This is a genomic window from Chondromyces apiculatus DSM 436, from assembly GCF_000601485.1.
Classification (GTDB): domain Bacteria; phylum Myxococcota_A; class Polyangia; order Polyangiales; family Polyangiaceae; genus Chondromyces; species Chondromyces apiculatus.
Window position 1 is genome coordinate 63,837 of the sequence record NZ_ASRX01000031.1, and the last position, 23,652, is coordinate 87,488.

Below are 23,652 nucleotides of genomic sequence, written 5' to 3' on the forward strand. Positions count from 1 at the left end.
ACCCCGTCAAGTCGGTAAGGAATCATACGTTGGAGGGGCGGGCGCAGGGGAGAAGGACCATGATCGTGGTTCCCTGGCCGGGCTGGCTGTCGACGTGGATCGCGCCGCCGTGACGGCGGACGGTGCCCACCACGGTCGCGAGACCGAGGCCGCGGCTCGCGCGCTTGGTGGTGAAGAAGGGATCGAACATCCGGAGCTGGGTGAGATCGTCCATCCCGCAGCCGGCGTCGGTGACGGTGATGCACACGTACTGACCGGGGCTCAGGGAGTCACCGAAGCGGGCGCGCGCGAGGAAGGCGGCGTCGGCGTCGAGGAAGCCTGTCTCCAGGGTCACCACGCCGCCGACGTCGCCGAGCGCGTCGGCGGCGTTGGCGACGAGGTTCATGATCACCTGCCGGATCTGCACGGCATCGCCCATGAGCGGCAAAGGCGGCGGCGCGAGGTCGTACCGGATGTGCACGTCGCGGGGCAGGCCCACTTCGAGCAAGCGCGGCAGCTCGCGCACGAGCTCCGTCAGATCGAAGCCCTTCTGCTGGAAGCGACCGCGACCTGCGTAGGTCAGCATCTGCTTGCAGAGATCTGCGGCGCGGCGGCCGGCGATCTGGATCCGCTCGATGTCGTCGCACACCGCGGCGCCCTGGGGCACGTCGGTGAGCGCGAGCTCCGCGAAGCTCAGGATGCTCATCAGCAGGTTGTTGAAGTCGTGGGCGACGCCGCCGGCCAGCATCCCCAGGCTCTCCATGCGCTGCGCCTCGTGGATGCGCTCCTCGCGCCCCCGCCGCGCGTCCTCGGCGCGCCGCCGCTCGGTGATGTCGGCGGCGATGGTGGTCACGCCGATGGTCTCACCGCGCGGGCCGTACAGCGGCTCGATGGCGAGGTCGTAGCACCTGCGCTCGCCCTCGATGGTGAGCTCCACGTCCTCGCGCACCGGAGCGCCCGAGGCGAGCACGCCGCGCTTCATCGCCAGGAGCGTCGCAGCGTCGCCTGGCTCCAGCAGCTCCTCGTCGGTGCGGCCGAGCACGGTGTTGGCGATGCCCTCGCCTGGCTCTGCGCGCGTGTAGCGGAGCGCGCTGTCCTGCTCGAGGATCAGCGTCCGCGTGTGCGCGAGGGCATAGGACAGCCGCTCCTCGGTCTCGCGCAGTCGTGCCTCGCTCTGCCGCACCGCCAGCAGCGCGCGGCGAGGCTCCTCGTGTGCCTCGCGGGACAATGGCCCCGGTGCACGTACGCTCGAGAGAACCGTTGCACCAACGATGCTGCTCATGTTTCCCCCCCTGTCTCCCCCTCGCCCCCGCCTCGCAACCTGGAGAACCAGGCAACGCGCCGACAGCGTTCCTCTAGCACACCGAGCCTACAAGAAATGGTGGAGGAGTTTCCATTTAGCGACGACTTGAGAGCACATTCCGGTTGGTCCCCTCAGGCATGACCTGATCACCGGCGGATGCGATCCTAGCTCCGCCCTCCGCGTTCGTCCCCGTCTTTGACGCAGCGATCTGGCGGCGATCATGGCGGCGATCGTGTGAAGAAGTGGGAGCAGCGGCCGTCGGGAGAGGAAGGGCCGACAGGTTCAAGATTCGAGAGTTGCAGAACACTCAGCTCGGAAGAAGCGGCGCCGGGCGCAAGGGGCGTGGGCGATCGGGTTCACTTGCGCGATCCCCGCGCGCCCGGTGGCTGCGGTCGGGGTACGGGCATGTGGAACGTGGCCCGCACGAGCCCGAGCCACGAGTCCGTGGCGTCCGGAGACTCGATGGGCGGGACGTCGTAGCCGGTCCAGTACAGAGCGGCCGAGAGCGCTGCGAAGGGCGTTGCCCACCATCGAACGGCGGCGGAAGCTGCGGTGGCACCTCCGGGTGTGACGTCCCGGGCACCGTATGCGAGGTCGATCCGCTCCAGGCGCCCTGCCACTTCGAGCGCGCCGGGCAGGATCCCCGTTCCTGACGCGGTAGGCCACGTCCCCAGGGTGCGCCAGGCGCCGACGGCCATCCACGCCACCTCCAGCATGGCGCCCGAGGAGAAGACGGGATCCTGGTCGACGCGGGGCGTCTCGGGGTTGCCGTCCGTGTCGCGCGCGCGTGACTCGCGCGCGAACGTGATCTCGGCCGTCGCCTTGACGGGGCCGACCATGCCCACCACGTGCGCCTCCATGATGCGGCGTGGGCCGTACACCGTCTGGGGTCGGTAGAAGATGAAGCCGTCGGCGGTGGTGGCGCGCACACCGGGCCGATCCTCGGCGGACTCGGCGTGGACGCCGCCGCCGACACGCAAGCCGAGGAGCTGCGTGGGATCGGCGTCCGGCAGGGCGCGGCCGAACACGGCATCCAGGCGGGCGTCGATCGCGAAGTCGCTGTTGTCGTTGCCGAGGATGTTGCCGGAGCCGTTGCCGCCGCGCACCCACACCTCGATGGGCAGGCGGGGCGACGGGAGGTGGTGCACCTCCAGGCCCACGTCGCGCGAGGGCCAGAAGGCGCGGGTGACCATGGGGCGCTCGGGGACGGGCAGCATCCACACCACGTCGTCACGCGCGGAGGCGAAGAGCGGTGTCTTGCGCGCGCCCATGCTGATTTCCCACGAATCGCTGGGGCGCAGGCTCGCGTAGGCGTCGAGCAGGACGGGCTTTTCGAGCGCCCACTCGGCCTGACCCACGGCGACGAACCAGGGCGCGAGCTGGGCGCGGGCGCCGAGGCGGAGGCGGGTGACGGAGAAGCCGTCTTCACCCTCCACGCGCGAGGCGGAGTGGAGCTTGGCGTCGACCTCTCCGACGAGCAGCGGGTAGACCTCGGGCTCGAAGGCCGAGGCCGCGCGGGCTCCGGAGAGGACGCAAGGGACGATCAGAGAGGCAGCGAGGAGAGAGGATCGCATAGAGGGAGGTACGCCTCCGTCGCGCGCGAGGCGCAGGGAGCACGTGTCGGTGAACGCGCAGCGCGCGTCAGTCGACGGGGAGGATGTGGAGGGCGTGGTTCACGCCATCGCCCTCGGTGCCGTCGTGATCGGCGACGAAGAGCCTGCGGCGCTTGGCGTCGTAGGCGACGCCCCGGACCTCCTGGAAGTCGCCCATGACCTCCGAGAACTGACCGCCGCCCTGGATCTGCCGGACGCTGCCTTGCTTGCCGCCGCTGTAGAAGGTGCCGTCGGGGCCGACGCAGAGGAGATCGGGGCCCTCGAGCTGCGCGAGGACCTCCAGCGTGGCGCCGTCGCTGGGCGGGGTGCGGAAGACGGTGTCACGGTCCTGGTCACTCACCACGAGATCGTCGCCCACCGCGACGACGCCGACGGGCTTCTGGAAGCCGGTGACGACCTCGGTCTCGGTGCCGGAGAGATCCAGGCGGGCGATGCTGCCGTTCTTCACGCCGTTGAGGGAGACGAAGAAGGTGTCGTAGAGGGTGCCGTCGGGGGCGATGGTGAGCCCGAGGCGGCGGCGCACGGGATCGAGGTTGGGCACCACGCCGGAGGTGCCGTCGGGCTTCGCGAAGACCACGGCGCCATCCGTGCCGTGGCCGAACCGGGTGGCGACCAGCGTGCCGTCTGCGGTCTTGACCACCTGGCCGAGGCCCGGGCCATCGGGGGGCGCTTCCGGCAGCTCGGCGGCGAGCGCGACACCATTCTCCTCGGTCCAGGAGAGGATGCGGTTGTTGTTGTCGTCGGCGATGTAGAGGGTGCCGCTCGCCGCGTCCCAGAACAGGCCGTTGGGATCGCCGTCGAGCGCGATGCGCTGGGCGACCACGGGCTCGTCGGGATCAGGGTTCTCGTCCGCAGCTCCCCCCCCGGAAGAGCCTCCACATGCAGCCACGATCAGGAGAGGCCACAGCCAGCGCGTGTCGAGGTATCGCATGGAGGCCCTCTACCACGCACGGCCACGCCCGGGGATAGGGGTTGAAGGCCCTGCCCGGACAGCCAGACCCGGGAACACCCGGCGTTCGTCGCTTCCTGCCCGCACCGACCCCGGCTAGGGTTGGGACGTTCCCCGTCACCGCCTGCCCAGCGGAGACCGGAAAGGAGCCGTCGTGCGACTCTCGATCCTCGCCTGGCCTCTGCTGACCTGCGCGCTCCTCGGCTGCGGCGCGCGCGCCGACATCGACCTCGGGCCCGGTGCCGAGCAGGACAGCAGCGGACAGGGAGCAGGAGGTCCTGGCCCCGGTCCAGGTCCGGATCCCGACCCCGACCCCGACCCCGACCCCGACCCCGACCCGGAGCCCGATCCCATCCCCGATCCGGAGCCGCCGCTCCAGTGCAACGACACCGGGGTGCCCATCTATGCCCTGACAAGCAGCCAGGAGCTGTACCGGTTCTGGCCCGACCAGCACACGATGGAGAAGGTCGGCGACATCTCGTGCGTGGATGACCTGAGCGGCTCCCCCAACACGATGACGATCAGCCGCGACGGGTACATGCTGGTCAACTACATCACGCACGATGCGCAGGGCGCGATGGTCGGGAGCATCCACCGGGTGGCGCTCGATGATCTGAGCTGCGCGCCGGCGGCGATCACGCTCCCGCCAGAGGCGTCGCAGGTGGCGATGTCCTTCCTGCGGGAAGGCCAGGGAGAGCGCCTGATCATCCTGGGGATGCGCGATACGAACGGCAATCCTTCACCGGTGGGGCTGCTGGAGGTCAACGTGGTGACCGGGGCGCTCACGCCGATCGGCCAGGTGGGCGCGCCGTTCACGGGGATGGACGCCGACATCCGCGCGACCGGCGATGGCCGGATGTTCGGCTTCTTCCGCACCACGCCGATGGAGGTCGCCGAGATCAGCCTGACGAGCGGCAGCATCCTGGGGTCGTTCTCGCTGGCAGGGCTGGCGCAGCCGTCGTCGTGGTCGATGGCGTCGTGGAGCGGCGACTTCTACATGTTCACGGCCGATCCGCAGGGCTCACGCATCAGCTTCTTCCGCCCCTCGGACGGCGCCTTCGTGCGCGACTACTTCGACACCGGGCTCTCCGTGGTGGGCGCCGACGCGCTGACCTGCCTGCCTTGAGCTGAGGGACGGTCGACCGGCGACGCAGGCTTGCAGCAGCGTCGCCGGTCCATGCTTCAGCGGGGCTTGATGGCGTAGACCACCCGGACCTGCATGTTGAAGGAGAGCTCGCCGGAGGAGATGGAGGCGCCGGCGCTCGAGTCCCTGGCCATGGCCATGGCCATCATCGGCACGGGAGGCGGGGGATAGGCGCCGCCGCCGAGGTCCTCGCGGATGGAGACCACCTCGCCGAGGGTGACGCCGCCGAGGCGCGCCAGGGCCTCGGCCCGCGCACGCGCGTCCTTCACCGCCTCGTCACGGGCGCGGGCGGCGACGGTGTCGGTCTTGTCGATGGCGAAGGACACGCCCCAGATGTTGTTGGCGCCGGCAGCCATGGCGGCGTCGATCACGGGGCCGACGCGGGTGAGGTCGCGCATGGTGACCTCGACCGTGTTGCTGACGCGGTAGAAGCCGACGGGCGCCGTCCCGTTCGGCGGCGGCGCGATCGGCCTGGGCGGGCTGGACGGCGCCACGGCGGGCGCCGCTGCCGGGGCGGCCTTCGCAGTCGCGGCTTTCCCCGCGCCAGCCTTGGGCGCCTTGGGGGGGGCCACCGGAGGAGGCGGGGCCACGTCGGGCGCCAGCGCGCTTCCGCCGTCCATCATGGCCGGGGCGCCCGGCATCTCCATGGGCTGCGGGTAGTAAGGCACAGGGCCGGGGTACTGGCGCTCGAAGTTGACGGAGAAGTTGCTGGTGCGGATGTCCTTCTCCGCGACGCCGAGCTGCTTCAGGGCGGTCATGATCGCCGCCATGCGCTCGTTGGCCTGACGGGTCGCCTCGCCGACGGTGGGGGCGTTGATCTCGATGCCGAGGTTGGCGCGGGCGATGTCGGGCGCCGCGGAGGCCTCGCCCTGGCCGATGACGACGATCTGGTGCTCCTCGGCGTTGGGCCCGGCGACCTGCACGACGTGGGGCGCACAGCCCGTGAGCGCGGGGGCGGCGAGGAGGAGGGCGCCTGCCAGGGTCAGGAGGCGACCGAAGCGGCGGCCGGGGCCGGGACCATAAGAAGAGAGTTTGTTCATGGTGGGAGAACGCATGGGTCGGCGGGAGCTTACAGGGTGTCGCGCGACCTCGGGCTCCCGCCGAGGAGATGCGTCAAAACGTGCCGGAGAGGCCGAGGCCGAGGCTGCCGGGGCCGGCCGAGACGGAGGGGGTGAGGGTGGGCCGCGGGGGCAGTGGCGCCTTGCGTTTCCGCACGCTGGTCCGTTCGGGGACGAAGGTGGCCTGGGCGTGGACGATGCCGGCGATGGCGAGGGCGGCCCAGCTCCCGAAGGCGATGCGGTTCACGGTGGTGGCGGTCTGGATCTGGGCGTTGAGCTGGTCGATGTCGACGCTGGCTTCCCCCGAGGCGGTGGGCGGAGAGGTGACGTCGACGCCCTCGTAGCCGGCGACGACGAAGGCCGAGGTGATGGCCGCGACGCCCGCCGCAGCCTGGCTGATCAGCAGCGTCCAGCCGAGGGAGGTGTCGCCGTTGTAGAACTGGCCCACGCCGAAGGGCATGGCCGCGACCCAGCGGGAGCGGTGCTCGACGACGCGCTCCTCGGAGGCGAGGCGCTGGATCTCGCCGATCCAGCGCAGCTCATCCTGGCGGAAGCGCTCCGCGGCGAGGCGCTTCCGCCGCAGCTTCTCGGCCTCGTTCCGGACGTTCTCCTCGATCTGGGCGCGGGTGCGCGCGCGCATGGCGATGAAGCGGTCGATGATCTCCGGCTGGAAGGTGGCCGGGTTGGGGACGTACGCGGGGTTGGCGAGGAGGATCTGCTCGATCATCAGGTCGGCCTCGGCAGGGCGGCCGAGGGCGACGAGCAGGACGACGGAGAAGGCGCGGGCGCGCTCGATGAGATCGACGTCGGTGAGGCGGCAGGTCGTCGCAGGATCGCTCGGGCCCATGCCGCACGGGGGAGCGTTCGCGTCGAGCAGGGTCGCGAAGCGCTTCGCCGCTTCCTCGTAGTGGCCGGTGTCGAAGCGGGTCTTCGCCAGCTCGAACATCTGGATGTCGTCCGCACGCGCGGCGCGGGGGGCCACGAGGGCGAGCGTCACCAGGGCGGATGCGAGGATCCGCCGCACGAGCCTGGGCGCGGCCTGCGCGCGCCGCGTTGAGGCTGCCCCTCCTCCAGGATCAGCGATCATGCGGACGTCGAGCCGTCATGTACCGGACTTTCCACCGGACCGGGGAGATTTCGGCGCGATGGCTGGTAAATGCGTCAGTTCGAGGGCCAAAGAATGGTGTTCGGCTCCCCTGCACGCAAGATCACCTTCGCGGCGCTGGGAGCGGCGTCCGGCGTCGGTGGCGTGAACTGGCACAGGCCACTCCAGCTCTCGTCGGGCAGGATCACCGTCTTCGGGGACGTGCCGGCGAAGCCACTGAGGCCGATGCCCGGGCAGGTGTACTGCGCGTTGGCCGGAGCGCCGGAGAGGGTGACCGTGGCGGGCAAGAGATCCAGCTTGATGACGAAGAGCTGGGGTGTATCGGAGTTCGAGGAGGTGACCACCACCGAGCCGTCGTAGGGCTTGCAGCAGCGGGAGTTGGGCACGCTGACCTGCACCCGGTGGGCGCCCACGTCGAGCAGGTGGGGGCTCTGGCCGAGCCAGCGGAAGTCGTTGCCGTCGAGCTGCATGCGGGCGCCTCCGGGGATGATGGAGAAGCGCACGGGGCGTCGGGTGCCGTCCGAGGTCGGTATGGGCTCGGCTGCGCTCGCGCTCGCGGTGGGGACGTTCAGGCGCATGCCACCCCGGCCGAGGCGCCCGCGGTGCGTCGCGGAGGCGCGCGGGGTCTGCGAGGCGTCCGGCGAGGCGGTGGACTCGTCGTCGCCCTCGTCGTCCGGGAGGGCGGCAGCGGTGGCCGAGGGCCATGGCGCGGTCCGGGCAAGGGAGGGCGGGCCATGGCGAAACTGGCGCGCGATGCCGTAGGCGGCGACGCCGAGCACGGCCGAACCGGCGAGCACGATGGCCACGCGCCGCACGAGCTTCTGGCGGCCCTGCGTGGAGGTGAGGCTGCCGATCTTCTTGATGACGCCGAGATCGTCGGGGGCGAGGGCGAGCGCGCGGTTGAGATCCGCCGCGGCGCCAGGGACGTCGCCGCACCGCCTCGCGGCCTCGGCGCGGCTCACGAGGCGCGGGACGAGACGCCCGGAGTACGCAGCGAGGTACTCCTGTTCGTCGCAGAAGTAGGCGGTGAGCTCCGCGGCAGGGTCGGTGATGCCGAGGGCCGTGAGCTCCTCGCCGATGCTCTCGGCGAGGGCGCCAGGGCCGCCGATGCGCTCGGCGGGGTCGCGCGCGAGCGCGCTGGCGATGATCCGGCTCCAGCGTCCGCCGACGCTGGGGCGCTCCTGATCGGCGGGGGGGTAGACGCCTTCGAGGACGCGGCGCAAGACCTGGGCGGGGTTCTTGCCCTCGAAGGGCAGGTGGCCGACGAGGCACTCGTACATGAGGACGCCGAGGGCGAAGGCGTCGGTGCGCGCGTCGACCTCTCCCCCCTCGATCTGCTCGGGCGCCATGTGCGCCGGAGACCCGAGGACCTGGCCGGTGGAGGTGAGGCCCTGGGCGTCGAGGATCTTGGCGATGCCGAAGTCGGTGAGCTTGATGCGGACGGAGGGGATGCTCAGGCTCGCGGAGCGCTCGGGCGTCGTCTCGCGGTCGCACGGGAGTTCGACGAGCACGTTCTCGGGCTTCACGTCGCGGTGGATGATGCCGGAGGCGTGGGCGTGCTCGAGCGCGCTGCAGAGCTGGAGGACGATGGCCGCGCCGATCTCGGCGGGGAGGTCAGGGTGCTTCTGGAGGAGCTTGCGCAGGGTGCAGCCCCGCAGCAGCTCGGCGACGAGGTAGCGCTCGCCGTCGTCCTCGGTGGCGACGTCGTAGACCTCGACGATGGCAGGGTGACGAAGCTTGGCCGCAGCGCGCGCCTCGGCGACGAAGCGGTTGGCGACCTCGGTGTTCTCGCGCAGGTGCTTGTGGATGACCTTGACGGCGACCTCGCGGCCGAGCCGGGGATCGCGGGCCCGGTAGACGGTGGCCATCCCGCCGTGGCCGATCTCCTCGATCAGCTCGTACTTGTCGATGTTGGGTGCGCCGCGCATGCCGCGCGCCCCGTCAAGGAGCGAGGCCGCGGCGCCGGCGTGGGGCGTGTCCCCGGAAGGCGAGGCAGAGGGGGTGGTGCTGGACGAGGAGGCGCCAGACGAAGAGAGGGACGAGGCAGGGGTCGCGCGGGACGAAGGGTCGCGCGAGGGGGGGTCCGTGTCGGCGACGCTGTGCTGGCGCGCGGCCACCACGGCGGGATCCGGTGTCGACCGGGGTCCCGACCGCGGGGGCTCCTCGCGCGCCTGTACGGTCACTCGACGACCTTGACGCGGATGGTGTTGGTGCTGCCCGCCACGCCGACCGGGGCTCCGAACACCGCCACGAACTTGTCGCCAGGAGACACCATGCCGTTGGAGACGAGGATGGCGCTGGCATTCTCGACCATCTGATCCGCGTCGCGGAAGAGGTCGATGGGGAGCGGGACGACGCCCCAGAGCAGGGCGAGGCGGCGGCGGGTGCCGACGTTGGGTGAGAAGGCGACGATGGGCACAGTCGGGCGCGCCTTGGAGGCGAAGCGCGCGGTGAGGCCATTCTCGGTGAAGGCAACGACGAGGCGGGCGCCGATCTCCTGGGCGATGTCGCAGGCGTTGCGGGCGATGGCCTCGGCGACGCTGGCGCGCTCGCCGGGGCCCTCGCTGAAGCGGTAGCGGTAGAAGCGGCTCTGCTCGGCCTCGGTGATGATGCGGGCCATCATCCGGGCGACGAGGGAGGGGTGGTTGCCGGTGGCGGTCTCCTGCGAGAGCATCACGGCGTCGGTGCCGTCGAACACCGCCGTGGCCACGTCGCTGGACTCGGCGCGGGTGGGGCGGGTGGCGGTGACCATGGACTGGAGCATCTCGGTGGCGACGATGACCGGCTTCTGGTGGGTCCGCGCCAGGCCGAGGATCTCGCGCTGGATGATGGGGACCCGCTCGGGGTTGAACTCGACGCCGAGATCGCCGCGGGCGACCATGACGCCGTCCGTGGCGAGGATGATGGATTCGAGGTTGTCGATGGCCGAGGGGGTCTCGATCTTGGCCACGATGGGCGTGGGGCGCCCCCAGGCCTCGCAGATGTCGCGCACGAGGCGGATGTCGTCGGCCTCGCGCACGAACGAGAGCGCGACGTAGTCGACGCCATGAGAGAGTCCGAAGGCGAGGTCGGCCTTGTCTTTCTCGGTGAGGGTGGCGATGCGGACGCGGCGCGCCGGCAGGCTGACCCCGACGCGATCACGCAGCTTGCCGCCCTGGGTGACGATGGCCTGGACGCGCTCGCCATCGGTCCGGGTGACGGTGACGATGATGCGGCCGTCGTCGATGAGCACGACGTCGCCCTGCTGGAGGTCGAAGGCGAGCCCCTCGTAGAGGATGGGGATCTCGCCCGGAGGCGCCTCCGGGGTGTTCTTGGTGGCCTCCGTCAACCAGATGACGGAGTCGGTCTCGAGCTCCCAGCCGCCGCCGACGAACTTGCCGGCGCGGATCTTGGGGCCGCAGAGATCCTGGAGGATGGCGACGGGCTTGCCGCAGGCATCCGCCGCGGCGCGCACCGTGTTGAGACGTCGGCCATGCTCCTCATGGCTTCCGTGTGAAAAGTTGAGCCTGGCCACGTCCATGCCCGCCCGGATGAGCTGCTCCAGGGCAGGCTGGTCATCGCAAGAAGGGCCTATGGTGCAAACGATCTTCGCCCTGCGTACGAGCACGCGGCGAGCATGACACGAGCCGGGCCCACCACACTAGTACTGCGGTACTGCGTACGGCACTTCAGGGACCTCCGGTCCCTACGCTGTACTGGTGCTGCGTGCCCGAAATCAGGGTTCTGCGGCCCCTGTGTTAGCATCTCCCCCGGTGCTGATGCGCGCAGGATCCAGGCCGTGGAGCGGGAGCGCAGGCCTCGGCGCGGTCCTTTCGTCGGCCCTGCTCGCCGGGTGTGGGTCGCCCGCACCCGCCGGGGACGTGACTCCCGCGTTGACAGCGTCGCCGGGGGCACGCGCGGAAGCACGCGCGGAAGCACGCGCGGAAGCACGCGCGGAAGCACGCGCGGAAGCACGCGCGGAAGCACCTGGTGCGCAGGCTGTGAAGGCACCGGCGCCGCCGCGCATCACGGCCGAGGAGGCCGAGGACGTGCTCTTCCCGGAAGCGCCCTCCGAGGAGCACCGCCATGCGTGCGCGTCTCCCGACGCCGACGCGCGGACGCGCTGCCTGATCGAGCGGCGCTACGCGCAGGATCCGGGGGCGCGGGATCTGGCGCTCGCACTTTATGTGCGCTCCGGCGGGGTGGCCGGGGTGGAGCGCGCCCAGGAGATGGACGGGGGATTTCGCGGCAAGCTCCGCCTGGTGCCGGAGTTGCCGATCGGTCCGTACCGCAAGCACCTGGACTGGGTGACGCGGGCAGCGGCGGATTTCACCTGGTTCTTCGGGGAGATCGGGGCACGCGCAGGCGCGCCGGTGCAGTTCCGGTACGAGCCCGTGGCGTGGCGGTTCTTTCGCTCCGTCGGGCGCACGACGCCGAGCGCCTATGCGCAAGGGTGGACCGTGGCGTACAACGTCTCCGGCTCCCTGCTCCGCTCGGAGATCGGGGCGCGGGAGACGCTGTTCCACGAGATCTTCCACCTGAACGACGGGGCCAAGGGCTGGTCACGCCGGGTGCTCGGAGATCTGTACGACGGGATCGTGGCGCGCTGCCGGCCCGCGGAGGCGGGGAGCAAGCGAGGCGGTGGGGCGCAAGGCGCAGCGGCCGGAGAGACGGCGTGCTTCACGCCCTACGCGCCGACGGCGACGAAGGTGCGGGGTGGGACGTTCTACGCTTTCCAGGCAGACAACGGGGACGCCGTACACGAGTACGCCGCGGAGATCGCGATGCGCTACTACGTCGACACGAGGAAGCACCTCAGGGGAGAGAAGCTCGCTCACGCGCCGTTCCGGTGCGGGCCGAGAGAGAACCAGGAGGCGTGGGGCCTGGTGGTGAAGGAGTTCTTCGGGGGCGTGGATCTGCTGCCTGCCTGCGGGGGGTGACGCCGTCGCTTTACCGGCACGGCGCGCCGCGCTAGCTGAGACGCATGCCGCTCACGCGCAATGAACGCGGCGCCGCCCTGGTCGGTGGCGTGCTCCTGGAGGATCTGTTCGAGCCACCGCCCGGAGGTCACGAGGCAGCTCGGTTCAAGACGCCCGCCTACGTGTACGATCTGGACGGCCTCGCGGCGTCGGCGCGGGATCTCGCGGCCGGGTTCGGCGCCGCGCCGCACCTCGTGGCGTACGCGATGAAGGCGTGCTCGGGCGGTCCGATCCTGCGCGCGCTGCGCGACGCAGGGTGCGGCGCGACGGTGGTGTCGGGCGGGGAGCTCTCCGTGGCGCTCGCTGCCGGGATGGCGCCAGAGCAGATCGTGTTCAACGGGGTGGCGAAGCAGGCCTGGGAGATCGATCTGGCGCTCTCGTGTGGCGCGCAGGGGATCCTGGGGCTTCACCTGGAGAGCGTGGAGGAGATCGCGCTGGTGCAGGCGCGCGCGAGGGCGCTGGGCCGGACGGCCCGGGTGGCGTTCCGGGTGAACCCGGACATCGACGCGGACACGCACCACAAGGTGGCGACGGGGCACGACGAGGCGAAGTTCGGGGTGCCCCTGGAAGACCTGGGGGCAGCCTGGGAGGAGGTCATGCGTGCGCCGGAGATGCGCCTCGTGGGGCTGTCGTGTCACATCGGCTCGCAGCTCACGCGCACCGCGGAGACGCTCCGGTCTGCCGAGCTGCTGCTCGGGGTGGCGGCGGCCCGAGAGGCGTCGGGGTTCAGGTTCGAGTACCTGGATTTCGGGGGAGGGTTCGGGGTCGGGTACGGGTGGGGAGGTGAGACGCCCCCTGCGCCGCGGGTGTTCGCGGAGGTGCTCGCGCAGGCGGTGGCGTCGTCCTCGTTCGCAGGCCGGAGAATCGTCATCGAGCCGGGTCGCTGCGTGGTCGCCGAGCACGGGGTGCTGTGCGCGGGCGTGGTGCTGGTGAAGCGGACGCGGGCCAGCGCGACGCCGAGGCGGTGGCTGGTGCTGGACGCGGGGATGAACGATCTGGTGCGTCCCGCGATGTACGGCGCGCATCACCGGGTGGAGCGGATGGAAGCGGCGTCAGACGGTGCGGGCGAGGGTGAGCCGTTCCGGGTGGTGGGGCCCGTGTGCGAGAGTTCGGACGATTTCGGGGAGCACGTCTTCGGGGGGGCACCGCCGCGGCGGGTGGTGATCCGGGACGCGGGCGCCTACGGGTCCACGATGGCCAGCGAGTACAACGGTCGCCCGCTCCCCGGCGAGATCTTCCTCCGCGGAGGTGAGGTCGTCGCCGCGCGGAAGGCACGCACGCCCGAGGACTGGGTCGCGCTGCAGATGTGCTGATGCAGCAACGCGCCGCTCGGCTGGAACGCTGGCAGGGCTGGTGAGCTTGGAGGAGCGGGTGGCGGGGAGACGTGCTCCCCGCCGTCTTGATCAGGAGCGGCGGTCGCCGACGTGCTCCCCGCCGTCTTGATCAGGAGCGGCGGTCGCCGTCGTCCTGGTCGCCGGGCGTCTGCTCGGCACCCGAGGACTCGGGGCGTGAACCGCGCTCCTCGGGGGCGCCACGGCCACCTGCACCGGCATCGGGAGCCTGCTCGGCCGTCCTGCGGCTCATGGTGTCGCCACGGCGCAAGGTGGCGCGCTCAGGACGCTCGGGACGGGGACCGCGCTCGGCGCCCTCGGGACGGGGACCGCGCTCGCCGCCTTCGGGACGGGGGCCGCGCTCGGGACGCTCGAAGCCCTCACCGCGCTCGGGACGGGGGCCGCGCTCGGGGCGCTCGAAGCCCTCAGGGCGGGGACCGCGCTCGCCGCCTTCGGGACGGGGACCGCGCTCGGGACGCTCGAAGCCTTCACCGCGCTCGGGACGGGGGCCGCGCTCGCCGCCTTCGGGACGGGGGCCGCGCTCGGGGCGCTCGAAGCCCTCGGGGCGGGGACCGCGCTCGCCGCCTTCGGGACGGGGGCCGCGCTCGGGACGCTCGAAGCCTTCACCGCGCTCGGGACGGGGGCCGCGCTCGGGGCGCGCGAACCTGTCACCACCACGCTCGGGGCGATCGCGCGGGCCGCGGTCGCGAGAGGGGCGCTCGGGCATGCCCTCGGGCACCGGCAGGAGCTCCTTGCGGCTCAGCCGGATCTTGCCGTCGCGCTCGACGCTGACCACCTTCACCTCGACGGAGTCGCCCTCCTTGAAGAGGTCCTCGACGCGCTCGACGCGGTGGTGGGCCATCTCCGAGATGTGGAGGAGGCCGTCGATGTTGGGCAGGATCTCCACGAAGGCGCCGAAGTCGGCGACGCGCTTGACGGTACCCTTGTAGGTCGCGCCCACCTCGGGTTCGGCCGTGAGGCCCTTGATGATGTCGAGGGCCTTGCGCACGGCGTCGGCGTCGGCGGAGGCCACGTTGACGGTGCCGTCGTCCTCGAGATCGATCGAGACGCCCGTCTGGTCGACGATGCCTTTGATGGTCTTGCCGCCAGGGCCGATGATGAGGCGGATCTGGTCGGGCTTGACCTTGAAGGTGGTGATGCGCGGGGCGTGGGGGCTGAGATCCGGGCGGGTCGCCGGCAGGGTCTCGAGCATCTTGCCGAGGATGTGCAGGCGGCCGTCGCGGGCTTGCTCGAGCGCCTGGACGAGGATGTGTCGGCTCAGGCCGGCGATCTTGATGTCCATCTGGATGGCCGTGACACCGCGCGCGGTGCCGCAGACCTTGAAGTCCATGTCGCCGAGGTGGTCCTCGTCGCCGAGGATGTCCGAGAGGATGGCGTACTTGTCCCCCTCCATGATGAGGCCCATGGCGATGCCGGCGACCGGCGCCTTGATCGGGACACCAGCGTCCATGAGCGAGAGGCAGCCGCCGCAGACCGCTGCCATCGAGGAGGAGCCGTTCGACTCGAGCGTCTCGGAGACGATGCGGATCGTGTAGGGGAACTGGTCGGCCGGCGGCACCATGCGCGAGAGGGCGCGCTCCGCCAGGGCGCCATGGCCGATCTCACGCCGCCCCGGGCCGCGCATCGGCTTGGTCTCGCCGGTGGAGAAGGGGGGGAAGTTGTAGTGCAGGTAGAAGCGCTTCCACGACTCGCCCATCAGCGAGTCGATCTTCTGCTCGTCGGTCGAGGTGCCGAGGGTGGTGGTGACGATGGCCTGGGTCTCGCCACGCTGGAAAAGCGCGCTGCCGTGGACGCGGGGGAGCAGGCCGGCCTCGCAGGCGATGGGGCGGATGCTCCGGCCATCGCGCCCGTCGATGCGCTTGCCCTCGTCGAGGACGTAGGAGCGGACGATGTGCGCCTTGCGCTCCTCGAACTCGGCCTTCACGAGCCGCTCGGCGGCGAGGTACTTCTCGGGGCCCAGCTCGGCGAGGAGGGTCTCGCTGACCTGCTTCTTGATGGTGCTGTAGCCGTCGTAGCGGGCCTTCTTGTTGGTGACCCGGGTCGCGGACGCCAGGGGAGGATCGGCGATCTCGGAGACGCGGCGCTTGATCGCCTCGTCGAGCTGAGGCGCGACGAACTCCCGCTTCGGCTTGCCCACGGCAGCGCGGATCTTCTCGATGAGGTCGAGGATGGGCTGCGCCGTCTCGTGGGCGAACATCAGCGCGTCGATGATCTCCGTCTCCGTGGCCTCGGCAGCGCCGCCCTCGACCATCACGATGGCGTCGCGCGAGCAGGCGACCACCATGTCCATGTCGCTGTTCGTGAGCTGCTCGACGGTCGGGTAAGCGACGAACTCCCCATCAATCCGGCCCACGCGGACGCCGGCCAGGGGGCCGTTCCAGGGGATGTCGGAGAGGTGGAGCGCGGCGCTGGCGCCGGTCATGGCCAGGACGTCCGCCTTGTTGAGCTTGTCGCTCGAGAGGACGGTGGCGATGATCTGCGTGTCCTTCTTGAATCCGTCGGGGAAGAGGGGCCGGAGGGGGCGGTCCATCAGGCGGCAGGTGAGGATCTCCTCGTCGCGCTGCCGCGCCTCGCGCTTGAAGAAGCCGCCCGGGATCTTGCCCGCGGCGTAGGTCTTCTCGAAGAACTCACAGGTGAGGGGGAAGAAGTCGAGGCCGGGGCGCTCGTCCTGAGAGACGGCGGTGACCAGGACCATCGTCTCGCCGTAGGTGATGAGCACGGACCCGTGGGCCTGTTTGGCGAGGCGGCCTGTCTCCAGGGTGAGGGGGCGGCCGCCCACCATGATGGATTCACGAACGAACATGGCTCTAGGTTCCTCTCGCGCTTGCGAGGGCCGCTGCGTGCGGCCAATACGCCGGGCGCGAGGGACGTCGCTTCTTCCTCGGTTCATGGGCGCGAAAGCTGCTCGCGCCCATGAAGCGAAGATGAAGGCGCGCGTGACCGCACCCGGATGCGTGGGTTCGGGTGGGCACGGCCATCGCTGGGCATGCCCACCCCTTTTGCGTCAAGGGCGCCCGGAAGGCGTCCTCGAAGTGTCACCAGGGTGAAGAATCGACCTGCCGGTCAGGCCCTGTGGACAACTCGATTCCTAAAGGTTCTGGGGGGGCGTGGCCAGCAAATAAAGCCGCCCGTCCCGGCGTCCACGGCCGTTCAGGCAGGCACGCGTGCAGCACGCGCGCAGGAGCGTTTCGGCGGCGGACAGGCCAGAATTGGCGGCGATATGGAGGGAGCCAGGAGCACGCGCGAGGCGTGCCGGGGAGCCGTGACGGCTCAGGACCCGACGGCGGAGATCACTTGCGGAGGTTGAGGCGGCCGATGAGCTTGCGGTAGCGCTCGATGTCGATCTTCTTCAAGTAGTCGAGCTGCCGGCGGCGCTGGCTGACCAGCTTGAGGAGCCCACGGCGCGAGTGGTGGTCCTTCGGGTGCGTCTTGAAGTGGTCCTGGAGCTGGTTGATCCGTTCGCTGAGGAGCGAGATCTGCACCTCGGGCGAACCGGTGTCGCTCTCATGCGTCTGGTACTGCTGGATGAGGGTCGACTTCTGAACGGGATGAAGCATGGGGTCTGTTCTCTCTCGGGGGCATGAGCCCCCTCTGGTCTCACCGAGGTGCTGCCGAGCACCTGGACCGTGCGCTGTGCCGCACGGAAATTGACCGAGTGACGCCTGACAGCGAGCCCGCGCCCGGAGCGGCTTGGGCCCACAGGAGTCAGGCCTGTAGGCACGAAGGCGCGGGAGTATACGCAGCGCGATGGTCTGGTCAACGGTCCGTCGAGGTGTCCATGAGGACTGCACGCCGTGGACGCGGGCAGGCAGGGCAAGAAATCTCACCCTCGGGTGAGGCGCATTGGTTAGGCTGGGCAACTGATGCCCGGCACCATGCGGCCCCCCGGGGGAGCGCTACGCTCGCAGGCGGATCTGCAGCTCGCGCACGCTTCTACGACGTACCCCTCCTCGCCAGAGTCCCTCACCGGGTTCACGTCGAGTGGCTCGCTGGCGAAGGTGTGCCCGACGTGCAGCGTCCACTACCCGGCCGAGTTCAAGGTCTGCCCGCGCGACGCGTCGACCCTCCAGGACGCGGAAGACGACATCCTGCGCGACGAGTACGTCGGCAAGACCCTCAACGAGACGTACACCATCGTGCGCGTCATCGGCGAAGGCGGCATGGGGCGCGTCTACGAGGCGCGCCACACGCGCATCGGCACCAAGCGCTTCGCCATCAAGATGCTCCACCCGGAGTTCGCGCGGCAGCCCCAGGTGCTCTCCCGCTTCCACCGCGAGGCCGAGGCGGCTGCGACCGTGCAGAGCCCGTACGTGGTCGACGTGTTCGACGTCGACCGGACGCAGGACGGCCGTCCCTTCCTCGTCAGCGAGTTCCTCGACGGCAAGGAGTTCGCCGAGTTCCTCGCCGAGGGGGGACGGATGGCCGTCGGGCCGGCGGTGCGCGTGGTGCGTCAGATCTGCAACGCGCTCTCGGCGGCGCACGCGCGGGGCGTCGTCCACCGCGACATGAAGCCCGAGAACGTCTTCCTCACCGGCAACCTGGACATGCCGATCGCAAAGGTGATCGACTTCGGCATCTCCAAGGTCGACGACAACAGCGGGGGGACGGCGCTCACCAAGACCGGGATGATCATGGGGACGCCCTCGTACATGGCGCCGGAGCAGGCCCGCGGGGAGCGGGTCGATCACCGGGCCGACATCTATGCCGTGGGCGCGATCCTCTACTGCGCGCTCACCGGTCAGCGGCCCTTCGACAGAGGCGATCCGACCGCGACCCTCACCGCGGTGCTCACGGAGGACCCGCCGCGGCCACGCTCCCTCGAAGCGTCGATCCCCGCGGAGCTGGAGATGGTCATCCAGCGGGCGATGGCCAAGGCACCGCACGATCGCTACCAGAGCATGGACGACTTCGATCTGGACCTGGCTCCGTACGATACGAGCCAGCCGGAGCTCCTCGATGGGGCAGCGGCCTCCGTGCCGGGTACAGGTCGCCCGTCCATGTCGTCCCGCGCCGGCTTGACCGTGGTGGGCCGGAGCAAGACGCAGGAGGTCACGATGGCGCGCCCGCTCATCGTGCTGCTGTCGGTGCTCGGCCTGTTCGGGGTCGCCTCGGGTGTCATCACCATGGTCACGGCCATCGTGCGGCTGGCCCGCGGCGGGAAGGCGACGGACAACCTCACGAGCTTCGAGGCCGTGCTGTTGACCCTCGGCATCGCCTTCACGCTGATCACGCCGACCATCCTCGGCGTGCGCTACGTGAGCCGCTCGGTGTGGGACAACAGCATGAAGTCGGTGGCCCTCGCAGAGCGGCTGCGGGCGCCGGTGATGGTCGCGCTGTGCGGCTACGGGTTCGCGTCGCTGCTGGTGCGGAGCGTCGAGGCCGTGGTGCTGCGGCGCGCTGCCGGAATTGCCTGGCCCGTGTGGGACCTCCTGCTCTTCCTGGTCGCCGTCGGCGGTGGCGTCGGCGCCTACTACGTGACCCGCGACGAGCGCCGCTGAGAGCTGAGCGCGCGGGGTGACCGGGGGCGCCGGAGCTACCCTTGCCCCTGGCGGTCGAGCCAGGCCTGAAGGAGGACCGCCGCAGCGGCGCCGTCCACCCGCGCCCGTGCCCGGCGGCTGTTCGTCCCTCCCTCGCGCAGACGTCGCGACGCCTCGACGGTGCTGAGCCGCTCGTCGACGAGCTCCACGGCGACCCCGGCGGCGTCGGCGAGCGCCTGCGCGAAGCCCATCGCCCGCCTGGCAGCAGAGCCCTCCCGACCGTCGAGCTCAAGGGGCAGGCCCACGAGGAAGCGCGTCACGCCCTCGTCCCGGGCGAGCGCGGCGAGCGCGGCGAGGACTGCCTGCTGCCGCGCGCCGTCGAGGGGCGGGCGAGGGTGGGCGAACATCCCGAGCTCGTCGGCCACGGCCACGCCGACCCGGGCCTTGCCGAGGTCAATCGCTGCCACCCTTCCTTTGTTCTGGCCGCGCGCCATGCAGGCCGGAGTCATAGTCCCATCGGATCGTCTCCGCACGAACCATGCGCGCTCTCGGGCGCGTGCCCTGCGCGAGGGTAGGCCAGCCCGCGTGCAGGCCCGTCGCCGTGCCCGGCCTGTTTTCAGCGCCGGGACGTGCGACCAGCTTGACCCGCTCGCCCGCACCGACCATAAGCGCCCGCGCAATGGATCTCCGCGCGGTCAGGGGGATGAACGATATCCTGCCCGAGCAGGTGCGGCGCTGGCACCAGCTTGAAGCCGACTTCCGCCTCCACGCGGAGCTCTACGGCTACGCCGAGGTCCGGACTCCGCTCCTGGAGCACACGTCGCTGTTCAGCCGCCAGATGGGCGAGACGACCGACGTGGTCGAGAAGGAGATGTACTCGTTCGAGCGGCACGGCGAGCAGCTCACCGTCCGGCCCGAGGGTACGGCCAGCGCCGCACGGGCCTACGTGGAGCACTCGGTGCACGCGAAGGAGCCCATCACCCGCTGGTACTACCTCGGCCCCATGTTCCGGGGTGAACGCCCGGCCAAGGGACGCTACCGGCAGTTCTACCAGGCAGGCTGCGAGGTCCTGGGCGATGCAGGCCCCGTCTGCGACGCCGAGATGCTCGATCTCATCGCGGGGTTCCTGCGCCGGATCGGGGTCCCCGACTTCACCATCCACGTGAACAGCCTGGGCTCCGCGGGTACGCGGGGCCGCTACCGGGACAAGCTGCTCGAGTACTTCACGCCACTGCGCGACCGCCTGAGCGAGGACTCGCAGCGGCGGTTCGAGCGCAATCCGCTGCGCATCCTGGACTCGAAGGATCCGCGCGACCAGGAGGCGGCCAAGGGCGCTCCGTCCATCCTCGACCTGCTGGATGACGACGATCTCGCGCACTGGAAGGGGTTCCTGCACGCCCTCGACGTCCTCGGGCTGCCTTACGTGGTGGACCCTGGGCTCGTGCGAGGGCTCGACTACTACACGCGCACCCTCTTCGAGGTGAAGGCCGTGGGGTCGGATCTCGGCGCGCAGAGCACCCTGCTCGGGGGAGGGCGCTACGACACCATGATCGAGAGCCTGGGCGGGCCGAAGGTGCCGGCCATCGGGTTCGCCATGGGTCTGGAGCGGTTGCTCACGGTCATCCCCGAGCCACCCCCGCGCCGCGGTCCAGGGTGCTTCATCGCGCCGATCGGCGCCGCGGCGGCGGACAGGGCGCTCTTGCTGGCGCGCGAGCTGCGGTCCTTCGGGGTGAGGGTGGAGCTCGATGGACGCGGGGTGAAGCTGAAGCCGATGCTGCGCCGCGCCGACGCGCTGGGCGCACGGCTGTGCATCATCCTGGGAGACGGTGAGATCGAGCGGGGTGTGGTGACCGTCAAAGATCTGGTCGGCCACGCTCAGGACGAGATCCCGTTCGAGGGAGCGGCACGGGTGCTCGCCGATCGCGTCAGCGAGCCTTCCCCGGACATCAGTCACGCACGAGGGTTGCGTTGAGGGTGGGACGGGTCCTTTCGATCTCGTCCCCGCCGGTCGGGGCCCCGGAAGCTGGAGTGGTCGCCTCGGCACACGACACGCACGGCACGCGCGGTCGTGCGCGTGCCGTGCGGCAGGGCGACGCTGCGTTGAGGCGCGTGTCGGCGCTGGCGCTGGCGCTGGCGCTGGGCGTAGTCGCCGCCCTCGCCGCGCCTGGCCTGGCGCTGGCCCAGGGTTTCCCGCCGCCCCCCACGCCCCCCGGCTCACCACCGCCGAGCACCCCGTCACGCCCGCCAGGGCCGCAGGGGCAGCCGGGGCAACCCGGTGAGCCGGAGATGCACGCCGCGTCGACCGAGGAGGGCATACTCCAGGGGCAGACGCAGGAGCCCTCCCTGCCGGAGGATCCGCTCGCGGTGCCTCCCGCCGTGGCGCGGCGCATCGGGACCAACGACCAGCGCGAACCCGAAGTCGGTCGCGACGCCGAGATCGATCGTGACTGGTATGGCCTGTATTACCGCGAGCGCAGCGGCAGCTACCAGTTCCAGACGGTCTTTCCGCTGTGGGCCGAGCGCAGGATGCCCAACGATCGGGCCACGCTGATCTCGCCGCTCTTCTACCAGCGCCGCAGCACCGACGTCGACGCCGATGTCCTCTTCCCTTTCTTCTGGCGCCTGCGCGACGAGGACACCCACACCACGGTGGTGGGCCCCTTCATGCACCGCGAGGCGACGGGTCAGCCTGCCGCGCCCGGAAAACCCGCGCGACCGGGGCGCCACGACAACTGGCTGTTCCCGTTCTTCTTCGAGGGAAAGAGCGACGATGGGAGCGGCTACTTCCACGTCCCGCCGCTGCTCACCTTCACCCAGCACACGGCGTCGAGCGGCTTCAACCTGGCAGGTCCCCTCTTCTGCACGTGGCGCGGGGGCCCTGCCTGCGATGCGCGCACGGCCGACAAGATCGACTTCGGTATCGCGCCGCTCTACTTCTATGGCCGCGATGAGTCCTCGGAATACGAGATCATCCCGCCGCTCCTCCATTACTACAATTACAGCGATACCGGCGATCGGTGGACGAACCTCTGGGGCCCTGTCCTGCGCCAGCACGATCGGGAAGGGGATGTGTTCAACATCATGCCCTTCTACTGGCACAACTGGGGCAAGAACGAGGATCACACCACGCTCTTTCCGTTCTTCCACTATGGCTACAAGGGCAATTCGAATCTCCTCGTCACGCCCCTGTTCCTGAATGCGCGTGGAGAGAACGACGAGCACACATTCGTGACCTGGGGGTACGCGAGATACCGCGGCCGCACAGAACTCGACATGATCACGCCGCTCTACTGGCATTACCGTGATCCGGACATCAAGCTCGACCGGCGCCTGATTCTACCGTTCTATTACCGCAGCACCTCGGCGCGCAGCAGCGACATCGCCGTCTTCCCGTTCTACGGGCGCTTTCATCGCTTCGGCGTCAGCGACACCACCTGGATCACGCCGCTCATCCGACACAGCACGGATCTGACCGGGTGGGAGACCGACATCTTTCCGTTCTTCTACATGGGGCGTGAATACAGCCGCACGCACCTGATAGTGGCGCCGATCTTGTGGGACTTCGCGTCTCCGCATTCGCGACAGACGGTGATCCTCCCGTTCTTCTATCGGTTCGCCAACAAGGACGCCGGGACGGTCACGCAGCTCGCGCTCAATACCTATTACAAAGAGCAGCGCGTTCGCGGCGGCAAGGACTGGCAGTTCCACTTCTTCCCCCTCTTCTCGTACGGCGAGACGCCCGGCGGGCACTGGTGGAACCTCCTCTACGGCCTCGCCGGCTACACGCGCGACGGCTCACTCAGCAAGGTACGCGCGCTCTATCTCCCCATCACCCTGAGCGAATGAGGATCCTGAGCTGGAACGTCAACGGCCTCCGCAGTTGCTGGAACAAGGGGGGGCCGGAGCGTTCAGGAGCGTCCGCAGGCGAGACGGGCGAGCGTGTGAAGGGGTTCCGCGCCTGGCTCTCCGGTGCTCAGGCCAGCGTCGTGGGGCTGCAGGAAGTCAGGGCCCGGGAGGACCAGCTCACGGAGTGCGTGCAGGGGCTCGAGCACTGGCACCGCTCGTTTGCAGCAGCGGCGCGGCCTGGCTACAGCGGGGTGGCGCTGCTCTCGCGCACCGCACCGGATGAGGTCATCACCTCCCTCGGGGACCCGCTCTTCGATGTCGAGGGACGCTTCCAGCTCGCCCGCTTCGGGAGGCTCGTGGTGGTCAACGCCTATTTCCCGAACGGGAACGGGAAGGACCGCGATCTCTCCCGTGTCCCCTACAAGCTGGCGTTCTACCGGCGCCTCTTCGATCTCCTCGAACCCGAGAAGAAGCGCGGCGCCCCCATCGTGGTGATGGGCGATTTCAACACTGCCCACCACGAGATCGACCTGGCGAGACCCAGAGACAACGTGAGCAACAGCGGTTTCACGCCCGTCGAACGCGAGGAACACGATCGCTGGATTCGCTCGGGCTGGATCGACACCTTCCGGGTGTTCGAGCAGGGGCCAGGCCATTATTCGTGGTGGAGCCAGCGTTTCGGCGTCAGGGGGAGAAACGTGGGGTGGCGCATCGATTATGTGCTCGCCTCACCGGCCGTGCGCCCGTACCTGCACAAGGGCTTCATCCAGCACCACGTGGACGGCAGCGATCATTGCCCCGTGGGTGTGGATCTGGACGACGCAGTGCTCGGAGCCCGCTGAGCCGTTTCGGGTCTCGCGCCGCACGT

The 23,652-nt window shown here is 70.1% G+C and carries 16 protein-coding genes and 1 pseudogene; 7 read left to right on the plus strand and 10 right to left on the minus strand.

The genetic code is table 11. The features are described from left to right. Positions 1–22: 22 nt before the first annotated feature. The 3 genes from CAP_RS20880 to CAP_RS20890 form a co-directional block, all read right to left on the minus strand. Positions 23–1,207 (minus strand): two-component system sensor histidine kinase NtrB, encoded by a 1,185-nt coding sequence (locus CAP_RS20880; RefSeq protein ID WP_052375591.1) that lies wholly within the window; start codon positions 1,205–1,207, stop codon positions 23–25. Positions 1,208–1,638: 431 nt separating this feature from the next. Next, the gene (locus CAP_RS20885) at positions 1,639–2,856 is read right to left on the minus strand and encodes a putative porin (protein ID WP_044243843.1); all 1,218 of its coding nucleotides are present in this window, start codon (positions 2,854–2,856) and stop codon (positions 1,639–1,641) included. A 67-nt stretch (positions 2,857–2,923) separates the two neighbouring features. Then, on the minus strand, positions 2,924–3,826 hold the full coding sequence (locus tag CAP_RS20890) for an SMP-30/gluconolactonase/LRE family protein (protein ID WP_044243844.1): 903 nt from the start codon (positions 3,824–3,826) through the stop codon (positions 2,924–2,926). Positions 3,827–3,998: 172 nt separating this feature from the next. Here CAP_RS20890 and CAP_RS20895 point away from each other — a divergent pair, with 172 nt between their 5' ends. Next, the gene (locus CAP_RS20895; RefSeq protein ID WP_044243846.1) at positions 3,999–4,970 is read left to right on the plus strand and encodes a hypothetical protein; all 972 of its coding nucleotides are present in this window, start codon (positions 3,999–4,001) and stop codon (positions 4,968–4,970) included. Positions 4,971–5,026: 56 nt separating this feature from the next. Here the strand turns inward: CAP_RS20895 and CAP_RS20900 are convergent, their stop codons facing one another. The 4 genes from CAP_RS20900 to pyk form a co-directional block, all read right to left on the minus strand. After that, entirely contained in the window at positions 5,027–6,043 is a 1,017-nt protein-coding gene (locus tag CAP_RS20900) for an SIMPL domain-containing protein (protein WP_052375592.1), read from the minus strand. Positions 6,044–6,101: 58 nt separating this feature from the next. After that, entirely contained in the window at positions 6,102–7,133 is a 1,032-nt protein-coding gene (locus CAP_RS20905; protein ID WP_044243849.1) for a hypothetical protein, read from the minus strand. 74 nt (positions 7,134–7,207) lie between these two features. Beyond that, positions 7,208–9,079, minus strand: a complete 1,872-nt coding sequence (locus CAP_RS45145; protein WP_156040994.1) for a serine/threonine-protein kinase — start codon at positions 9,077–9,079, stop codon at positions 7,208–7,210. A gap of 251 nt (positions 9,080–9,330) precedes the next feature. Then, positions 9,331–10,758: a pyruvate kinase gene (gene pyk, locus CAP_RS20915; protein ID WP_044243851.1), complete on the minus strand. Its 1,428-nt coding sequence runs from the start codon at positions 10,756–10,758 to the stop codon at positions 9,331–9,333. Between the two features lie 373 nt (positions 10,759–11,131). Here pyk and CAP_RS20920 point away from each other — a divergent pair, with 373 nt between their 5' ends. Next, on the plus strand, positions 11,132–12,070 hold the full coding sequence (locus CAP_RS20920; protein ID WP_052375594.1) for a hypothetical protein: 939 nt from the start codon (positions 11,132–11,134) through the stop codon (positions 12,068–12,070). Positions 12,071–12,114: 44 nt separating this feature from the next. Next, a complete protein-coding gene (gene lysA, locus CAP_RS20925) occupies positions 12,115–13,422 on the plus strand; it encodes a diaminopimelate decarboxylase (protein ID WP_044243853.1) in 1,308 nt (435 codons plus the stop codon). A 748-nt stretch (positions 13,423–14,170) separates the two neighbouring features. Here lysA and pnp read toward each other — a convergent pair. Beyond that, positions 14,171–16,264, minus strand: a pseudogene (gene pnp, locus CAP_RS20930) (polyribonucleotide nucleotidyltransferase); the annotation flags it as partial. 487 nt (positions 16,265–16,751) lie between these two features. Further along, positions 16,752–17,018, minus strand: a complete 267-nt coding sequence (gene rpsO / locus CAP_RS20935; RefSeq protein WP_044243856.1) for a 30S ribosomal protein S15 — start codon at positions 17,016–17,018, stop codon at positions 16,752–16,754. 306 nt (positions 17,019–17,324) lie between these two features. Here rpsO and CAP_RS45150 point away from each other — a divergent pair, with 306 nt between their 5' ends. Further along, complete coding sequence (locus CAP_RS45150; RefSeq protein ID WP_052375595.1) at positions 17,325–18,959, plus strand: serine/threonine-protein kinase; 1,635 nt, start codon at positions 17,325–17,327, stop codon at positions 18,957–18,959. Positions 18,960–18,994: 35 nt separating this feature from the next. On the opposite strand, the gene ruvX is transcribed toward CAP_RS45150, so the two are convergent. Further along, positions 18,995–19,405: a Holliday junction resolvase RuvX gene (ruvX, locus tag CAP_RS20945; RefSeq protein ID WP_231511596.1), complete on the minus strand. Its 411-nt coding sequence runs from the start codon at positions 19,403–19,405 to the stop codon at positions 18,995–18,997. Positions 19,406–19,641: 236 nt separating this feature from the next. On the opposite strand from ruvX, the gene hisS reads away from it, so the two are divergent. The 3 genes from hisS to CAP_RS20960 all read left to right on the plus strand — a co-directional run bounded on the left by hisS (position 19,642) and on the right by CAP_RS20960 (position 23,626). Next, the gene (hisS, locus tag CAP_RS20950; RefSeq protein ID WP_231511597.1) at positions 19,642–20,910 is read left to right on the plus strand and encodes a histidine--tRNA ligase; all 1,269 of its coding nucleotides are present in this window, start codon (positions 19,642–19,644) and stop codon (positions 20,908–20,910) included. 107 nt (positions 20,911–21,017) lie between these two features. After that, a complete protein-coding gene (locus CAP_RS20955; RefSeq protein ID WP_044243930.1) occupies positions 21,018–22,784 on the plus strand; it encodes a hypothetical protein in 1,767 nt (588 codons plus the stop codon). Continuing rightward, a complete protein-coding gene (locus tag CAP_RS20960) occupies positions 22,781–23,626 on the plus strand; it encodes an exodeoxyribonuclease III (protein ID WP_081865102.1) in 846 nt (281 codons plus the stop codon). Before CAP_RS20955 ends, CAP_RS20960 begins: the two co-directional genes overlap by 4 nt. Positions 23,627–23,652 lie beyond the last annotated feature (26 nt).